This is a genomic window from Halosimplex amylolyticum (genome assembly GCF_051414035.1).
In the GTDB taxonomy this organism is placed as follows: domain Archaea; phylum Halobacteriota; class Halobacteria; order Halobacteriales; family Haloarculaceae; genus Halosimplex; species Halosimplex amylolyticum.
In genome coordinates this window covers 82,084-98,566 of record NZ_JBLKNW010000001.1, presented here as the reverse complement: position 1 = coordinate 98,566, position 16,483 = coordinate 82,084, and the positions used below count along the sequence as shown (strand labels likewise).

At 68.2% G+C, this 16,483-nt stretch carries 10 protein-coding genes; 5 read left to right on the top strand and 5 right to left on the bottom strand.

Annotation, left to right across the window (positions count from 1 at the left end):
- Positions 1 to 72 precede the first annotated feature (72 nt).
- Positions 73 to 2,220 (top strand): dipeptide ABC transporter ATP-binding protein, encoded by a 2,148-nt coding sequence (locus ACMGFE_RS00405; RefSeq protein ID WP_436922957.1) that lies wholly within the window; start codon positions 73 to 75, stop codon positions 2,218 to 2,220.
- Positions 2,221 to 2,301: 81 nt separating this feature from the next.
- Here the strand turns inward: ACMGFE_RS00405 and ACMGFE_RS00400 are convergent, their stop codons facing one another.
- The 3 genes from ACMGFE_RS00400 to ACMGFE_RS00390 form a co-directional block, all read right to left on the bottom strand.
- Entirely contained in the window at positions 2,302 to 2,604 is a 303-nt protein-coding gene (locus tag ACMGFE_RS00400; RefSeq protein WP_436922956.1) for an L-rhamnose mutarotase, read from the bottom strand.
- Positions 2,605 to 2,678: 74 nt separating this feature from the next.
- Positions 2,679 to 4,295, bottom strand: a complete 1,617-nt coding sequence (locus ACMGFE_RS00395; protein WP_436922955.1) for a glycoside hydrolase family 28 protein — start codon at positions 4,293 to 4,295, stop codon at positions 2,679 to 2,681.
- A 55-nt stretch (positions 4,296 to 4,350) separates the two neighbouring features.
- Positions 4,351 to 5,613 (bottom strand): MFS transporter, encoded by a 1,263-nt coding sequence (locus ACMGFE_RS00390; protein ID WP_436922954.1) that lies wholly within the window; start codon positions 5,611 to 5,613, stop codon positions 4,351 to 4,353.
- Positions 5,614 to 5,730: 117 nt separating this feature from the next.
- Here ACMGFE_RS00390 and ACMGFE_RS00385 point away from each other — a divergent pair, with 117 nt between their 5' ends.
- Both ACMGFE_RS00385 and ACMGFE_RS00380 read left to right on the top strand, forming a co-directional pair.
- The gene (locus ACMGFE_RS00385; RefSeq protein WP_436922953.1) at positions 5,731 to 6,717 is read left to right on the top strand and encodes an LLM class flavin-dependent oxidoreductase; all 987 of its coding nucleotides are present in this window, start codon (positions 5,731 to 5,733) and stop codon (positions 6,715 to 6,717) included.
- A 182-nt stretch (positions 6,718 to 6,899) separates the two neighbouring features.
- Entirely contained in the window at positions 6,900 to 9,659 is a 2,760-nt protein-coding gene (locus tag ACMGFE_RS00380) for a family 78 glycoside hydrolase catalytic domain (protein ID WP_436922952.1), read from the top strand.
- A gap of 49 nt (positions 9,660 to 9,708) precedes the next feature.
- Here the strand turns inward: ACMGFE_RS00380 and ACMGFE_RS00375 are convergent, their stop codons facing one another.
- Positions 9,709 to 11,163 (bottom strand): sulfatase family protein, encoded by a 1,455-nt coding sequence (locus ACMGFE_RS00375; protein ID WP_436922951.1) that lies wholly within the window; start codon positions 11,161 to 11,163, stop codon positions 9,709 to 9,711.
- Positions 11,164 to 11,335: 172 nt separating this feature from the next.
- Here ACMGFE_RS00375 and ACMGFE_RS00370 point away from each other — a divergent pair, with 172 nt between their 5' ends.
- Positions 11,336 to 13,084, top strand: coding sequence for an RICIN domain-containing protein (locus tag ACMGFE_RS00370; RefSeq protein ID WP_436922950.1), 1,749 nt, complete (start codon positions 11,336 to 11,338; stop codon positions 13,082 to 13,084).
- Positions 13,085 to 13,095: 11 nt separating this feature from the next.
- On the opposite strand, the gene ACMGFE_RS00365 is transcribed toward ACMGFE_RS00370, so the two are convergent.
- On the bottom strand, positions 13,096 to 13,872 hold the full coding sequence (locus ACMGFE_RS00365; protein WP_436922949.1) for an SDR family NAD(P)-dependent oxidoreductase: 777 nt from the start codon (positions 13,870 to 13,872) through the stop codon (positions 13,096 to 13,098).
- Positions 13,873 to 14,109: 237 nt separating this feature from the next.
- On the opposite strand from ACMGFE_RS00365, the gene ACMGFE_RS00360 reads away from it, so the two are divergent.
- Positions 14,110 to 16,422: an RICIN domain-containing protein gene (locus tag ACMGFE_RS00360; protein WP_436922948.1), complete on the top strand. Its 2,313-nt coding sequence runs from the start codon at positions 14,110 to 14,112 to the stop codon at positions 16,420 to 16,422.
- Positions 16,423 to 16,483: the final 61 nt, after the last annotated feature.

Sequence of the window (16,483 nt, the reverse complement as noted above, 5' to 3'; positions counted from 1 at the left end):
CTCGATTCGACCCACGACGACGACTCCCAACGGCCGCACCGAGCGACGAGCCCCCGCGCCGGAGGCGTTCCGATGACGCTCTCGCAGTCCGACGCGCGCGCCGCCCGACCGGACGACGACGTCGTCATCGAGTTGCGAGGCACGTCCGTCGAGTACGGGATGGACCGCGGGACGTCGAAGGTCCTCAACGAGGTGGACTTCGAGGTCTACCGGGACGAGATCGTCGGCGTCATCGGCGAATCCGGCTCGGGGAAGTCGATGTTCGCCTCGGCGATGCTCGACGCGGTCCCCGCACCGGGCGTCACCACCGGCGAGGTGATCTACCGGCCCGAGGACGGCGATCCCGTCTCCGTCACCGACCTCTCGAAGGAGGAGCTCCGGCGGTTCCGCTGGGAGGAGGTCTCGATGGTGTTCCAGGGCGCGATGAGCTCGTTCAACCCGGTCATGACGATCCGGACGCACTTCGTCGAGACGCTCAGCGCCCACGACTACGACGTCGACCGCGGGATCGACCGCGCGCGAGAGCTGCTGGCCGACCTCTACCTCGATCCCGACCGGATGCTCGATTCGTACCCACACGAGCTCTCGGGCGGGATGAAACAGCGCGTCCTCATCGCGCTCTCGCTCGTCCTGGAGCCCGAGGTGCTCGTGATGGACGAACCGACGGCAGCGCTGGATCTCCTGATGCAGCGGTCGATCGTCTCGCTGCTCGAAGAGATCAAGGAGAAACACGACCTCACGATCGTGTTCATCACCCACGACCTGCCGCTGGTCGCGGACCTCGCGGACAGGCTGGCGGTCCTCTACGCCTTCGAGTTCGCGGAGGTCGGCCCCTCCGACGACATTCTGGAGGATCCCGCTCACCCCTACACGCGGGCGCTGTTGAACGCGACGCCCAATCTCTCGGCGCCACTGGAGGAGATGCGCCCGATCGAGGGTGAGAGCCCGGACCCGGTGAACATCCCCGACGGGTGCTCGTACCACCCGCGCTGTCCGCTGGCCGACGAGCAGTGCGTCGAGTCCGATCCCGGCCCATACGACGCTGGGCCGGACCACGACGTCCACTGTCACCACTGGGAGCAGTCGGTCGAGGACATCGACGTCGCTTTCGCCGACTCGGAGGAGCGGGCGTTCACCAGCGCGGCCGAGAAAGCGGCCGACGAGCCGCTCGTGTCGCTCTCCGACGTCGAGGTCACGTTCGGCTCCGAGAACGACGGGTGGCTCGACTTCGGCGAGGACGAGACGGTGTCCGCCGTCGACGGCGTCTCGCTGGACGTCTACGAGAACGACGTCCTCGTGCTCGTCGGGGAGTCAGGCTGCGGCAAGACGACGCTCGGGAAGACCGCCGTCGGGCTGCAGCGACCCACCGCGGGCTCGATCGAGTACCGCCAGCGGGACATCTGGGAGGGCAGCGGCGGGACGAGTTCGCTCGCCGACGAGGAGATACGGCGCGCGCTCCAGATCGTCCATCAGGACCCCGGGAGTTCGCTGAACTCCCACCAGCGCGTCCGGACGATCCTCGAACAGCCGCTCAAGCGCTGGCACCCCGAGCTCGACGGCAACGACCGCCACGAGCGGATCCTCGGCATGCTGGAGTACGTCGGCATCACCCCTCCCGAGGACTACGTCGAGCGGTACCCACACCAACTCTCGGGCGGCGAGCAACAGCGGATCGCGCTCATCCGTACGATGCTGATCAACCCCGACCTCATCCTCGCCGACGAGGCCGTCAGCGCGCTGGACGTGAGCCTGCGCGTCGGCATGATGGACCTCATGATCGAGTTGCAGGACGCCTTCGACACCTCGTTCCTGTTCATCAGCCACGACCTCTCGAACGCCCGCTATCTCGCCGAGAAGACCGGCGGCCGGATCGGGGTCATGTACCTCGGGAAACTCGTCGAGGTCGGATCCGCCGAGCGGATCATCCAGAACCCCCAGCACCCGTACACGAAGGCGCTGCGCTGGGCGACCCCCGAACTGGGGGAAGACGAAGCGAGGGGGGAGGCACCGATCCGGACGATCGACATCCCCGACGCGCAGGACCCGCCGTCGGGCTGTCGGTACCACACGCGCTGTCCCGAAGCGCGCGCGATCTGCGCGAGCGAGTCCCCCGAATTCGTCGACGTCGGCGGCGAGACGCAGATCCAGCGGAGCGCCTGCTTCCGTGCGCTCGACGACCACCCCTACTGGGACAGCGACCCGATCGCAGAGGACTCGTAGTCCGCGACACCCCCGCTCACCGAGTTCTGTTTCCGGATCCGCCGTCGAACGTATCGGAATCGACTGTCGCAGTCGTACGGATCAGATCATCCGGTAGACTTCGTCCATCCAGCTGTCCTCGGCGTCTTCGAGGATGTCGTCCATGATCTCGTCCCAGTCGGCCTGTGCCTCGCTCTCGGCCTGCACTTCCTTGATCGCCTCGGGGTCGTCGAGTTCCATGAACCCGAAGACGTGGCCGTCCTTCTCGAAGACCGAGTACGTCTCGAGGCCCGCGTCGGAGTCGAGATAGGCCCGTTCGAGTTCCTCGGGCACGCGGTCGTGCCACTCGCGGTAGTCGTCTCGCTTGCCATCCTGGATCTCGAGGTGGAACGCGATTCGCGCCATACGTGCCCGCCGACGGCCGGCGTCGTGATAGCTATTTCCCCGCCTGCGACCCGCGAGAGGGACGTGCTGGCGCGCTACGACGGGGGAACGTTCCCGGAGGTGGTGAACCCGGTCTCGTCGAGGTCACCGGCCGACTCCGCGTCCGCGAGGTCGTTGCCGGCGAACAGGCGGGCGTCTCGAACCTCGTCGGTCGCGAGGAACTGGCCGGTCCCCGGTCGCGCGCGGGAGTCGCGGACGGAGACGGTCGACACCTCGCGGAGCGCGACCGCGGCGACGTCGCCGTCGCGGTGGGCCTGCCGACCATCGAAACCGCGGATATCGACATCAGAGGAGCGCTCGCAGGCGAGTCCGTGGGCGTAGTACGCCGGGACGTCGTCGGCCCAGTCGACTCGCACGTCGCGCACGGCGAGGTCGGCGACGCCCTCGCAGTGGAGTCCCGAGACGTCGCGTTCGACGATCGGCGTCTCCGCGGCCGTCGGCTGGAGGTCGAAGTTCCCGCCCGTGCGGTCGCTGTTCTCGCTCCCGGCGATTTCGATGCGCACGTCGTCGAAGGTGACCCCCTCGATCGACGCCTCCTCGGACCCGTAGACGAGCGCGCCGTTCTCGCTCCGGGCGACGACGTTCGAGAAGCGGACGTTCCGGACGCTCCCCAGGTCAGTGTCGTCGGTCCGCGGCAGCGACGTGACGTAGATGGGTTCGGCCTTCCCCCACCACGGGCCCGAGAGCAGGCGCGTCTCGACGACGATATCGCTGAACAGCACGTTCTCGAGCGTGCCACTGTCTCGGTGCTGGATACCCAGTCCGCGGTTGGTGTCGCGGATCGCGACGTTCTGGAAGCAGAAGTTCCGCATCGGCCCGTCGGTCGACGACCCGAACTTGATCGCGCAGGCGTTCGACTCCAGCGTGCAGTTCGTGACGGTGACGTTCTCGCAGGGCTGGTCGATCTCCGAGGTCCCGTTCAGGACGATGCTGTCGTCGCACGTGACGACCGTGCAGTCCGAGACGTGCACGTCCCGGGAGTCGGTGATCGCGATCCCGTCGTTGTTGGGGATGTACTTGTTCCCGAGAATGTCGACGCCCCGGACGTCGACCCCGGTCGTCCCCTCGAAGTGGAGGGTCCACGAGGGCATGTTCCGGAGCGTGAGGTCGCTGACGAGGACGTTCTCGCAGTCCGCGAACAGGAACATCGGTCCCGGGCGGAACCCCGGTTTGGCGACCGGCCAGTCGTCGGTACCACGACTCCGGTCGAGGTAGTCCTCGCCCTGGCGGGCGTCGTGGGCCCCGCTCGTGACGAGCGGGTGGGCCGAGGACTCGCCGGAGTGGCCCTCGATCGGTTCGTCCATCCGCATGATCTCGGTGCCGCGGCCGTGGAAGGTGCCGCGGCCGGTGAGCGCGACATTCCGACAGCCATCGGCCACGAGGAACGGACGTTCGCCGTCGGGGCCGACCCGCTCGTCGGCGTAGTCGGCCTCGTCCGGGCTCGCGAAGACGGTCGCCCCAGGTTCGAGGTGGAGCGTCACGTCGCTCCGCAGTCGTATCGTCCCGGTCTCGTACTCGCCCGGCGGCACGGCGACGCGTCCGCCGCCTCGGTCGCCCGCCGCGTCGATCGCCGCCTGCACGGCCGCCGTGTCCGTCGGCGCTTCGTCGTCGAGGTAGTCCGTCAGCGTCACTGTCGCTCCCGTCTCGGGCATAGGGAAACGGCGGTCGGCGGGACCGTAGGTGTACCGGTGGCCGCCGCGGGGCGACTCAGACCGACGCCGGGTCGGCGTCGGCTGTCGCGCCCGCGTGGGACTCGACGAGCGTGCGGCCGACCAGCGCGGCCGCGACGAACGAGAGGACGCTGATCGCGGCGAACGCCGACCCGTAGTCCGCGACGGTCGCCAGGGCGCCGACGAGCAGCGGGCCGAGCACGCCGCCGATACCGCGGGCGGTCGAGCGATAGCCCATCAGCTCCGACTCGCGGTCGGTCGGGGAGACGTCGCCGATGAAGGCGACGGCGCCGACGGTGAGCGCCGAGAACGTCAGCGCGTGGACGACCAGCGCGGCGCCGCTCACGAGCGCGCGGGCCGCGGCCGTCCCGGGGAGCAGCGCAGCGACCAGAACGAGCGCCTGCAGGCCGGCCCCACAGAGCCCGGCGACGATGAGTCGCTTCCGGCCGACGACGTCGGAGAGTCGCCCCAGCCCGTACATCGCCGCGACGCGCACCGCCGGGCTGACCGCGAGCACCGCGCCCATGACGAACTCGGAGAGCGCCACGTCGCTCACGAGGTAGACCGCGAGGACCGACGAGACGCCCTTCTGTGTCATGTTTCGGAGCGTCAGCCCGGCGTAGAGCCAGCCGAGTCCGTTCGTCCGGAAGAGGTCGCGCCGGTCGCCGGTCGGGTAGAGACGGCGGCGCACGTCGCGCCAGAGGCGTTGGGCCGTGAGGTCGCCGTCGCGGGCGGTCGTCGGGTCCGTCACGAGCGCCGCGCAGACGGTCGTCACGAGGCCGATGGCGACGACGACCCCGTACAGTTGCGTCGGGAGGAGGAGTCCGAGCAGGTACCCGCCCAGGAGTCGCCCGACGATGTCGCCGCCGGACTGGAAACTCGTGTAGAAGCCGATCGACCGGCCGCGGTCGGCGTCGCCTCCCATCTCGCTGACGATCGTCAGCACGACGGACCCGAACCCCGTGACGAACACCGCGTACAGCCCGCGGCTGGCGATCTCCAGTGGCACGGACCGCGTGACGGCCAGCGGAGCGACCGCCAGCGCCGCACCCAGACCGGTCGCGACGAGGACGGCCTTGCGACGCCCGGTGACGTCCGCGACGGCCCCCCACACCGGCGCGAACAGCAGCAGTCCCAGCGAGTAGATGGCGAACGAGAGCGTCACGACGAACGGGGAGGCGTTGCGGCCGAGGTAGACGGTGATCGCCGTGCCGAACAGGGCTCCCGCGGTCACGCGACTTATCGCGACGAGCGCCAGGGCGACTTGCGACCGGCGCGCGGCCGAGAGTGTGCGATCCACGCTACCCATCGGTCAGCGTGACGCGGCAAGAATCTTCGCGTCCCGGTCTCGACTTCCGGTGCCGAGCGCTCTCGAAATTGGTAAGTGAGTACCGCACACAGTGGCTGACGAACCACGATGAAATTCGGTATTTTCCCGATAGAGGGCGGTGACACCTGGGAGGGTGTCGTCGAGCAGTGTCAGGTCGCCGAGGACGTCGGTTTCGAAACCTGCTGGGTCAACGACCATCAGGCCACCGAAGGCGACAACTACTGGCCCTCGCCACTGACTCGTCTGACGAGCATCGCACAGGGCACCGAGGACCTCGAACTCGTCACCTCCGTGCTGATTCTCCCGCTGTATCACCCGCTGCACGTCGCCCAGCGCGCGGCGATGCTCGACAACATCTCCGACGGCCGGCTGACGCTCGGCGTCGGCCTCGGGTACGTCGAAGAGGAATTCGAAGCGTTCGGCGTGCCGATGGACGAGCGCGCCGGCCGGATGATCGAAGGTATCCAGTTCATCGACGAGTTCCTCTCCAGCGAGGAACCCATCTCCTACGAGTGTCCGTTCTTCGAGGTCGAAGACTGGCAGCCGCTGCCCAAGACGATCCAGGAGCCGCGTCCGAGCCTGTGGATCGGCGGATGGGGGCCCAAGCAGATTCGCCGCTCCGTGCAGTTCTCCGACGCCTGGGTCCCGGGCGTCGTCGCGGACCTCGGTATCGTCGAGGACCGCAAAGAGCAACAGAAAGAGCACGTCGAGGAGACCGACCAGGACTGGGAGTCGATGGACCACCCGCTGATGCGCGAGGCCGTCATCGCCGAGACCGAAGAAGAAGTCATGGAGCGCAAGGAGTACCTCCACACCACCTACGTCGACGAATATGGTGGGGAGTTCTCCCACCCGCTCATGAACGCCGATTCGGTCGAGGACTTCGAGGAACTGGCCGACGACCGCTTCATCTACGGCACGCCCGAGCAGATCGTCGAACAGATCGAGGCCATGCAAGAGCGCTTCGAGCTCAACCAGCTCGCCCTGCGCTTCCACCACTCCGGGATGCCCAAAGACCTCGTCGAAGACCAGATCCGTCTCTTCGGCGAGGAAGTCGTCCCCGAGTTCAACTGAGCGGCCGTTCGCGAGCGTCGCTGTTTCGCGGTTGGCGTTCGCTCTCGCGACTCCGGCGGTGCGATCGCTCGTTTCACTCTCGCCGAGGTGCGCGCTGGACTCGCCGTCTTCGAGTCATTGCCCATCGCTCTCACACTGTACTCGCTGGCTTTATTATCCGGTGGAGGAAACGAGGGAGCGAGATGGCCGACGCGAGCCCACCGACAGGTCTACGTACAGCTTACGCCGTCGATCCGGTCGGGATCGGCGAACGCGAACCGACGCTCCGCTGGCGAGCGCCGACCGACCGTCGCGGCGGAAGCCAGACGGCCTTCCGCGTGCTCGTCGCCACCAGTTCGGACCGGCTCAGTCCCGACTCTGCGGACGTCTGGGACACCGGGAAACGGCGGAGCGAGCGGCCGGCGGTCAGGTACGACGGGCCGGAACTCGACGCCGGCGAGGCCTACTACTGGACGGTTCGCGTCTGGGACGACCGCGGCGAGGCCAGCGCGTGGAGCGAACCGGCCTCCTGGGAGACGGCGCTGTTCGACGTGGACGACTGGGAGGCCTCGTGGATCCGTCGGCCCACCGACGGGTTCGAGCGCGGGGAGTTCTCCTACGTCCGTCGCGAGTTCGAACTCGACGGCGAAATCGAACGAGCGCGGGCGTACGTCTCCGCGAGCCACCAGTACGCCCTCTCGGTCAACGGCGAGACGGTCGACCGCGGCCAGTCATTCTGCTATCCCGACTTCCAGTACTACAAGACAGTCGCGCTGGACGACGCGCTCTCGGAGGGGGACAACGCCGTCGGCGCGCTCTACAACTGGAACGGCGAGGGGCAGGGCCGGCCCGAGGCGGAACCGGGGTTCGTCGCGCAACTGGAGATCGAATTCGCCGACGGGCGCGAACGAGTGATCACGACCGACGGGGAGTGGCAGACCCGCCCGGCCGAGTGGGTGAGCGCGCCGCTGCGCAACGAGGAGATCGCCGAGCCCGTGGAGACGATCGACGGCCGCGTCGTTCCCCAGGGCTGGGCAGAACCTGGATTCGACGACGCCGCGTGGGAGCCAGTCGAAGTCGTCGGCACCCACCCCACCGACCCCTGGGAGCGACTGATCGCTCAGGACCGCGAACGCGTCCACCGCCGCGTCGACCCCGAGTCGGTCGAGCGCGTCGGCGAGGACACCTACGTCGTCGACTTCGGGAAGGTCTACTCCGGGGTTCCCAGAGTGGCGTTCGCCGACGGGACAGACGGCCACCGCGTGAACTTGCTCGCCGGCTATCGCCTGACCGCGGACGGGTACGTCGACGACACCGAGGGGACCCAGTGGACGGACATGCGCTACGAGTACGTCCAGCGCGACGGCGAGCAGACGTTCCGGCCGTTCAACTACCTCGGAATCCGCTACCTGCAGATCGACGACCCCGGCGAGGACCTCGACCCCGACCAGATCTCGGTCGTCGCCTCGCACAACGAGGTGCCGGACGCGAACGCGGCGACGTTCGAGTGCGACGACGAGACGGTCGAAAACGTGTTCGAGTTGGCCCGTCACTCCGCGCTGTACGGGAGCCAGGAGCAGTTCGTCGACACGCCCACGCGGGAGAAGGGGCAGTTCCTCGCCGACGCGTTCAACGTCTCGGCGGTGACCACTCGGGCCTTCGGGGAACGGCGGTTGAGCCGGCAGGCCATCCGGGAGTTCCTGCGTTCGCACTACCGCTACTGGGCGCCAGAGGGCCGGTTCAACGCCGTCTACCCGAACGGTGACGGCAAGCGCGACATCCCCGACTTCACGGTCACGTTCCCCCAGTGGCTCCACGAGTACTACCGCGAGAGCGACGACCGCGCGACGCTCGAACGCGCCTACCCGGTCGTCCGCGCCGTCGCCGACTACGTGGTCGAGCACGTCGACGAGGAGACCGGGCTCGTGACCCGGCTCTCGGGCGGCGAGGGCGGCCCCTACCACGAGGGCATCGTCGACTGGCCGCCGGAGATGCGCTACGGCTACGACCGCGACTGGCCGGCACGGACGACGGTGAACGTCCTCTGCGCGAACGCCCTCGACCGGGCGGCCGACGTCGCCGCCGAACTCGATCGACCGGCTGCCGAGCGCGCGTACTACGACGAGAACCGCGAGGTCATCGAGGCAGGCATCGACGAGCATCTCCGCGAGGGCGACCGCTACGTCGACGGTGCGGACCCGACTGAAGGGGGCGATGCGACCGGTGAGAATGGCGCGGACACCGCACTCCCGGCAAGCGACCACAGTTCCCAGCACGCCAACGCGCTGCCGCTCGCGACCGGGCTGGTGCCCGACGAGCGAGTCGAAGACGTGGTAGACCGCGTGGCGGCCGGGGAGATGCGAATGGGGCCGATGATGGTCCGGTGGCTGCTCGACGCGCTCGACCGGACCGACCGCCCGGAAGCGATGGTCGACCTGCTGACCGACGCCGACGCGGACGGGTGGGCGAACATCCTCGACGTCGGCGGCACGTTCACGTGGGAGACGTGGCACTGTCGCACGCTCGAACCGGCCGACGAACGCCACAACCGCAGCGAGTCTCACGCGATGGGCGCGACCGTGCTGACTTCGATCCAGCGGACGCTACTCGGCGTCCGCGTCGCCTCACCCGGGGCCGCGACCCTCGAAATCGCGCCGCCCGCGGAGGGACTGAGCGAGGCGAACGGCCGCGTCCCGACCGAACGCGGTCCCGTCGTGGTCGACTGGGAGCGCGACGGCGACGAGTTCGCGCTCGACGTGACCGTCCCCTGGAACGCCACCGCGACCGTTCGCCTGCCGGGCGACGGCCGACCCGAGTCGGTGACCGAGGACGGGACGCCGCTGCTCGGTGCCGACGGACCGGTCGCGGACCTGCCCGAGGGTATCGAGTCCGTCGAAGTTCGAGAGGGCGGCGTCGCGGTCGAGGTCGGTGCGGGATCGTACAGTTTCGAGCGGCGAGAATAACGTCGAGCGGTACCGCCAACGGCCGCACAGTAGCGAACTCTATCGAGGCTCAGTTTTCGCCGTCGGCGGTCTCTTCCGGCGGCCCGTACGTCCCCGGATGGTACCGGCCCATCTCCAGTCGCTCGTAGGGGATCGATAGCAGTGAGTCGCCGTCGAGGTACTCGGTCGTCCCGTGCTCGCGGAGCCACTCGACCGCGGCGCGGCGACAGCGCTCGACTACCTCCGGTTCGTCGCCCGAGCGGTCGACCGTCTCGCGGGGGTCGGCGTCGAGGTCGAACAGCTGCTCGCGCCCGCCGTTCGCGGCGTAGACGTACTTCCAGTCGTCCTCGCGGACCATGCACGTGAAGTTGTGCGGGAGGGAGAACAGGCTCGTCTCGCGCGGGGTCTCGTGGGCGCCGAACAGTCGGTCGCGGGGTTCGGCCTCGCCCGTCAGCGCGCCGAGGACGTCGGCCCCGTCGCGCAGGTCGGGATCGCCCGCGGCGGTCGTCGCGATGCCGAACACGTCGGTCAGCGAGACGAGACCGTCGTACGCCTCGTCGGCGGGCAGGCGCTCGGGCCAGCTGACGAGGAACGGGACGCGGGTCGATTCCTCGAAGAAGGAACTCTTGCCCCAGCCGTGGTGGTCGCCGAGGAGTTCACCGTGGTCCGAGACGAAGCAGATGAGGGTGTTCTCGGCGTCGTCGCGCGCCTCGACGGCGTCGAGCACGCGACCGATCTCCCGGTCGAGTTGCGTCACGAGGCCGTAGTAGTGGGCGCGGGCGATCTGGATAGTGGACTCGCCGGTGTCGTCCGCGCGGGCCTTCCAGAAGTGGTAGTTCTGGGCGGGGATCTTCTCGTCGACGTGGTCGAGGTCGCGGTCCTCGCGTATCGGGTCGGGCATGTCGTCCGGGTCGTAGTAGTCGTCGAACGGCGGCGAGGGATTCCAGGCCGGATGGGGCTTCGAGAAGGAGACGAACCCGAAGAACGGGTCGTCGGTGTCGCGTTCGATCTCCGTCACGGCCTCGTCGGCGATCCACGACATCTTGCGGTCGTCGGGCGGGAGGGCACAGGACTGAGGGAGGAAGTTCATCGCGGCCAGTCGCCCGGTGTCCGCCGCGCCGTCGGCGCCAGGTTCGGTTGCGTAGTCGTCGCCGGTCAGCCGGCGGTCGTAACCGAGGTCGATGTCGCCGGGGTGGGCGTGGAACTTCCCGATCCCGAAGGTTCGATACCCTCGATTCCCCATCGCTCTGGCGAGGAAGGGGCCGTGTTCGGCTTCGAGGTGTTCGGCGGACCGCTTGTCGTTGCCGAGGTAGCCCGTCGCGACAGGTTCCCGGCCGGTCCGCACGTTGTGCCGGGCGGGGACACAGATCGGCGCGCCGCTGTAGGCGTTGGTGCAGGCGACGCCGCGGTCGGCGAGTCGGTCGAGGTTGGGCGTGTCGACGTGGTCGTGTCCGAGCGCGGAGATCGTATCGAAGCGTTGCTGGTCGGTCATCACGACGAGGACGTTCGGCTGGTCGGCTGCCATCGATGCTGGGTTCGCGGCCGCGCCCTTTCAAGATTCCCACGTTCGCGCCGATCCCCCCTCGCGTCCGTCGCCGACTCGACGCGCTCGCCTGCGCATATGTCATTCATTCACCATTTACAGATAGATCATAAATATTTATCAATCAAGAAGTGTGTGGTAACGACTTGCAGCCATGACACAAGATGGCTCACCACACAGTGGCAACGACAGTAGTATCGACAGCGACCGAGCGAAATCGGCAGACGAGAAGGCGTCGAGAACTGCGGACGACCCGCCGACGGACGACGGGCGCGGTTCGAGCGTCACGCGGCGGCGCGCGCTGAGTGTCGCGGGGTCGTCGCTGGTCGCGGGCGCGCTAGGGAGCTTCGTCGGCACGGCGTCGGCGAGCAGTCACAACGCGGTCGTCTACAACAACGGCAGCGGCGGCTTCACGGCGGAGAACGTCGACAGCGGGAGCGTCGTCTACGACGGCGGCGACTTCATCGCGGCCATCCAGGCGGCGGTCGACAGCCTCACGTCGGGCCGGACGTACAAGGAGAAAGTCAGAGTCGACGCGACCGGGGACACCGGCAGTCACTCCAGCCGCCACGCCGTGGACCTGCCCAGCTACACGATCCTGGACGTCCCGGGGAACATCAACGTCAACGACAGCGGCGAACCGTGGGTCATCCCGGCGCGCGCGAACAGCGTCAACGACGTCGAGATCCAGCGGTTCAACGTCTCTGGGAATCCCCGGTACGGCATCCGGGTCTCCCACTGCGACAACGTGATCCTCAACGACATCAACATGAGCCTCTCGGCGGGGCTGGGGATCCGGATCGACGGCCGGGACGGTCCCGACACGACGAACGTCACGCTCAACTCCGCGGACATCAGCGGGTCGAGCACGCACGCCGTCGAGACCTACGGCGTCGACGGCATCGACATCGGGACGGTCACGGCGACCGACGTCGACACGGGCTGTGGCCTCCTGCTCAACGACACCGAGAACGCGACGGTCGATTACGTCGACGCGACGCGCTGCGACCAGGGCGGCGGCTACGCCGGCTTCCGCTGTGCGAACGACGCCGGGCCGAACATCACGGTCAACCGCGTCGACGCGGTCGACTGCGGCCGGGGCATCTTCACCGTCTCGGGGTCCAGCGGCATCGACATCTACGACGTGTACCTCGACGGCAACGGCGGCAACCTCATCCAGGACACGCGGGACACGACCATCGACGGCGGGACCGTCACGAACACCGGGAGCGCCGGCATCAGGATCGACTCCCGCGACAGCGACACCCACCCCTACACGCAGAACGTCACCGTCGAGAACCTCACCATCGAGGACAACTCGGGCTACGGCGTCTACGAGACCGGGCCGGACACGGAGGACAACGCCATCCTGAACAACGACTTCTGCAACAACAGCTCGGGCGACATCGAGACGTACGCCTCGAACACGACCGTCAGCGGCAACACCAACTGCAGCGGCGGGAGCAGCGGTCCCATCTCCTCGGGGACCTACTACGTCACGAACGTCAACAGCGGCAACCTCCTCGAAGTGGCCAACGCCTCGACGAGCGACGGCGCGAACGTCCAGCAGTACTCTGACACCGGGTGTTCGTGCCAGCAGTGGGACGTGCAGGACCAGGGTAACGGCGAGTACACGTTCACGAACGTCAACAGCGGCAAGGTGATGGAAGTCGAGGGCGCGTCGACCACCGAGGGCGACAACGTCCAGCAGTGGTCGGACAACGGCGGGTCCCACCAGCGCTGGACGCTCGTCGACCAGGGCGGCGGCGAGTACACGATCCAGAACGTCAACAGCGGCTACGTCGCGGACGTGGAGGGCGCCTCCACCGGCGACGGCGCCAACGTCCTCCAGTGGACGGACAAGGGCGCCGACAACCAGCTCTGGACGTTCAGTTCGGTCTGAGAGGGTCCAGTTCAGACGACCGCGTACCCGCCGTCGACGTAGAGGAGGTGCCCGGTCACGAACGACGCGTCGTCGCTGGCGAGGAAGAGGTACGAGCCAGCGACTTCCTCGGGCGACGCCGAACGGCCCATCGGCGCCGACTTCTCGACGTCGATCACGTCCGTCTCGGACTCGGTCGTGTCGTCGGAGCCGATACCCGTCTCGACGGCCCCGGGGGCGACCGCGTTGACTCGAACGCCGTGTTCGGCGAGTTCGAGCGCCGCGACGCGCGTGAGCATCATCACCGCGCCCTTCGAGGCGTCGTACATCGCGTGTTCGGTCTGGGCGAGTTCGGAACTGATCGACGCGGTGTTGACGATCGTTCCCGGTTCGTCGCGGTCGAGCATGTCCCGGGCGGCCGCCTGCATCCCGGCGAAGACGCCGCGCGCGTTGACGCCGTAGACCCGGTCGAACGTCTCGGGGTCGGCGTCGAGCAGCGGGGCGCCGCGGAAGATACCGGCGTTGTTGACCATCACGTCGACGCCGCCGAACTCGCGGGCCGCCTCGACGACCGAGGCGACCTCCCCGGGATCGGAGACGTCCGTCTCCACGAACGTCGCCCGGCCGCCCGCGTCCTCGATGACCTCGTGGGTCGGCGGACCGCTCTCTTTCGGCCGTTCGCGCACGTCCGCGACGACGACCGTCGCGCCCGCCGCGCCGAACCGCCGGGCGACCGCGCGCCCGATGCCCGAACTGCCGCCGGTGACGACCACTGTCTGGTCCCCGAAGTCGTACGTTGCGGATCCCATGGACGTCCGTTGGCCGGTCGTCCGCTTAGTGATACCGAACGGGGAACCCCGGACCGCGATGACGCCCCGGTGGGAGCCGCCCGCCGAAACCGCGAGTCCCGCTCGCCCACCACGTCGCGTGGGCATCCGACCGGATCGCCATTCGGCCAGTACGTGACAACGAAGCTGCCAAAAAGGCTGGAATACTACGAAATTTTTCAATAATTATAAATGGGTGGTATTCGAGTCGACTGTGTGATGCGCGATAGCAACAGTCACGGCACACGGAGTAGCGACGCGGGCGGGCTCACGATGACGCGACGGGCGGCGATGGCGCTGCTCGGCGTCGGGACGCTCGCGGGGGCGAGCGGCGTCGCGGCGGCCCAGGAGGAGGACGACGATAACGGGAACGACAACGAGCCCACCCGCAAGTGGAACCAGCACGTCGACGCACAGGACTACGACCTGCGGAACGTCGGCGAGTTCGACGCGAGCGGGGCGACGCTGGGCAACGTCCGCACCGCCGCGCGGGACGCGGACGTCCTCGTCTGGCAGGGCCCCGAGGGGACCTACCACGCCGACGGTGTCGAGGAGACGGTCTACAGCGGGGAGAACTTCACCGAGGCGGTCCAGGCGGCGGTCGACAGCCTCACCGACGGGCGGACGACGAAAGAGAAGGTCGTCGTCGCCTGCTCGGGGACGATGGGACCTCACGAGTGGGACGGCGACGTCCTCGCCATCGACATCCCCAGTTACACCATCGTCGACTTCCGCGGGACGATCTACGTCGAGGACGAGAACGAGGCGCTGATCCGACCGCTCCGGGCGCTGAACGCCGAGGAGATCGAGATCCCGCGCGTCGCGATCAGCGGGAACTTCCGCTCGGCGATCTGGTTCCGGAGCGTCTCGAACGTCTACTTCGGTCACGTCGACATCCGTACGCCCGAAGACAGTATCATCGAGGCGACCGGCGGCGGCGTCCGGATCGACGGCTTCGCGGAGGGGCGGGGCGACGACACGATCCGCTCGACGGACATCCAGGTCGACACCGCCTACATCGAGAACACGGTCGGCCACGCCTTCGAGACATACGCCGTCGACCGCTTGCAGGTCGGCGAAGTCGTCGCGAACAACCCGAACTACGCCGGCGTCCTGTTGAACGACACGACCGACACCACTGTCGGCGCCGTGGTCGGCAAGGACGTGGACGTGGGCGGCGGCTACGCCACCTTCCGCGTCGCCAACGGCGCCCACGACGTGACTTGCGGGCAGGTCGTCGCCAACGGCGGCGCCCGCGGCGTCTTCGGCGTCTCCGGGTGTCACGACATCACCATCGGCGAGGTGAACATTCGCCACACCGACGCTCACGGGATGCTCATTCAGGACTGTCAGCGCTTCACCGTCCAGGGTGGCATCCTCAAGGACTGCAAGGGCGAGGCCATCCGCGTCGACTCGCGTAGCTCCGATCGCCACGACCCGGCCGAGGCCGTCTCGATCAGCAACGTCCGGGTCGTCGACACGCAGGACGAGAAGACCCAGACCTTCGGCATCAAGGAGACCGGACCGGAAACCGCCAACAACCGCTTCGTCGACAACGACCTCCGGGACGCGGGCACGGAGGCGAACATGAGCCTGTTCGCGCCCAGTTCCGTCGTCCGCGACAACCTCGCCGGCGGCGTCGACCACGGCACGGTGACCCTGTCGTCGGGCGCCAGCCCGGCCGCCCGCGTCGAGGGCGTCACCGACCAGGGCGGCGTGACGCTCGACCTGCGCGCCAAGCCCCGAACGGCGCCGGGCGGCGCGTTCGCCTACGACCACCACTTCGAGTGGACCGGCGACCAGTGGAACCTCGTCGTGGAGTGGACGGCCGACCCCGGGGAGGACGTGGACCTCGACTACATCGTCGACCGCCCGCAGGCCAACATCGGCGTCGAGAGCAGCGGTGACGACGGCGGCGGCGGCGACGGCGGGAGCGACGTGTCCTGGGACTACGACACCAGTCCGGGCGTCGTCGACGACTTCGAGGACGGCGACATCGACGAGTACGAGGGGTCGACGGGCGACTACACGGTCAACCAGGACGCCCCGGTCCCCTCCGGGAGCTACCGGCTCGAAGGGACCGGCGGCGAGAACTCGAAACTGCTCGCTTCCGACCTCGACAGGATGCCCGCCGAGGGCACGAAGTTCTCCGCGAAGATCGGCTGGACCGACGCCGCGCAGAACGCCTGTTTCGCCTTCGGGGGCGCGAAGTCGCTCGACGCCGACTCGTCGTTCCCCTTCCACTTCATCCGGATGTGGAAGAGCGGCGAGGACGACTGGCGCTTCCAGTTCTGGTCACGCGACGGGACCAGGCAGTTCGAGAAGTCGCTCGGCGCGACCACCCCGAACGCCTTCTACGAGGTCGTGGTCGACTGGAAACCGGACGAGGTCGTCGTCACGCTGAACGACCCGGACGGCAACGAACTGACGACCCAGACGACCGAACTCGACACCGAGTTCACGGAAGGCGGCATCGGCACGCGCGGCACGGGCCTGCTCGACGACGTGCGCGTCCTCGAAGACAACACCTGATCGGGCGCGCGTCCTCCGGGACGACACCTGATCGGGTCCAGAGCCGGGCGCGGTCCCGGCG

Excerpts from the sequence above, each read along its gene's own strand:
- ACMGFE_RS00405 (WP_436922957.1), top strand. The coding sequence starts at position 73 with ATGACGCTCTCGCAGTCCGACGCGCGCGCCGCCCGACCGGACGACGAC.
- ACMGFE_RS00400 (WP_436922956.1), bottom strand. The coding sequence starts at position 2,604 with ATGGCGCGAATCGCGTTCCACCTCGAGATCCAGGATGGCAAGCGAGAC.
- ACMGFE_RS00395 (WP_436922955.1), bottom strand. The coding sequence starts at position 4,295 with ATGCCCGAGACGGGAGCGACAGTGACGCTGACGGACTACCTCGACGAC.
- ACMGFE_RS00385 (WP_436922953.1), top strand. The coding sequence starts at position 5,731 with ATGAAATTCGGTATTTTCCCGATAGAGGGCGGTGACACCTGGGAGGGT.
- ACMGFE_RS00380 (WP_436922952.1), top strand. The coding sequence starts at position 6,900 with ATGGCCGACGCGAGCCCACCGACAGGTCTACGTACAGCTTACGCCGTC.
- ACMGFE_RS00375 (WP_436922951.1), bottom strand. The coding sequence starts at position 11,163 with ATGGCAGCCGACCAGCCGAACGTCCTCGTCGTGATGACCGACCAGCAA.
- ACMGFE_RS00370 (WP_436922950.1), top strand. The coding sequence starts at position 11,336 with ATGACACAAGATGGCTCACCACACAGTGGCAACGACAGTAGTATCGAC.
- ACMGFE_RS00365 (WP_436922949.1), bottom strand. The coding sequence starts at position 13,872 with ATGGGATCCGCAACGTACGACTTCGGGGACCAGACAGTGGTCGTCACC.
- ACMGFE_RS00360 (WP_436922948.1), top strand. The coding sequence starts at position 14,110 with ATGCGCGATAGCAACAGTCACGGCACACGGAGTAGCGACGCGGGCGGG.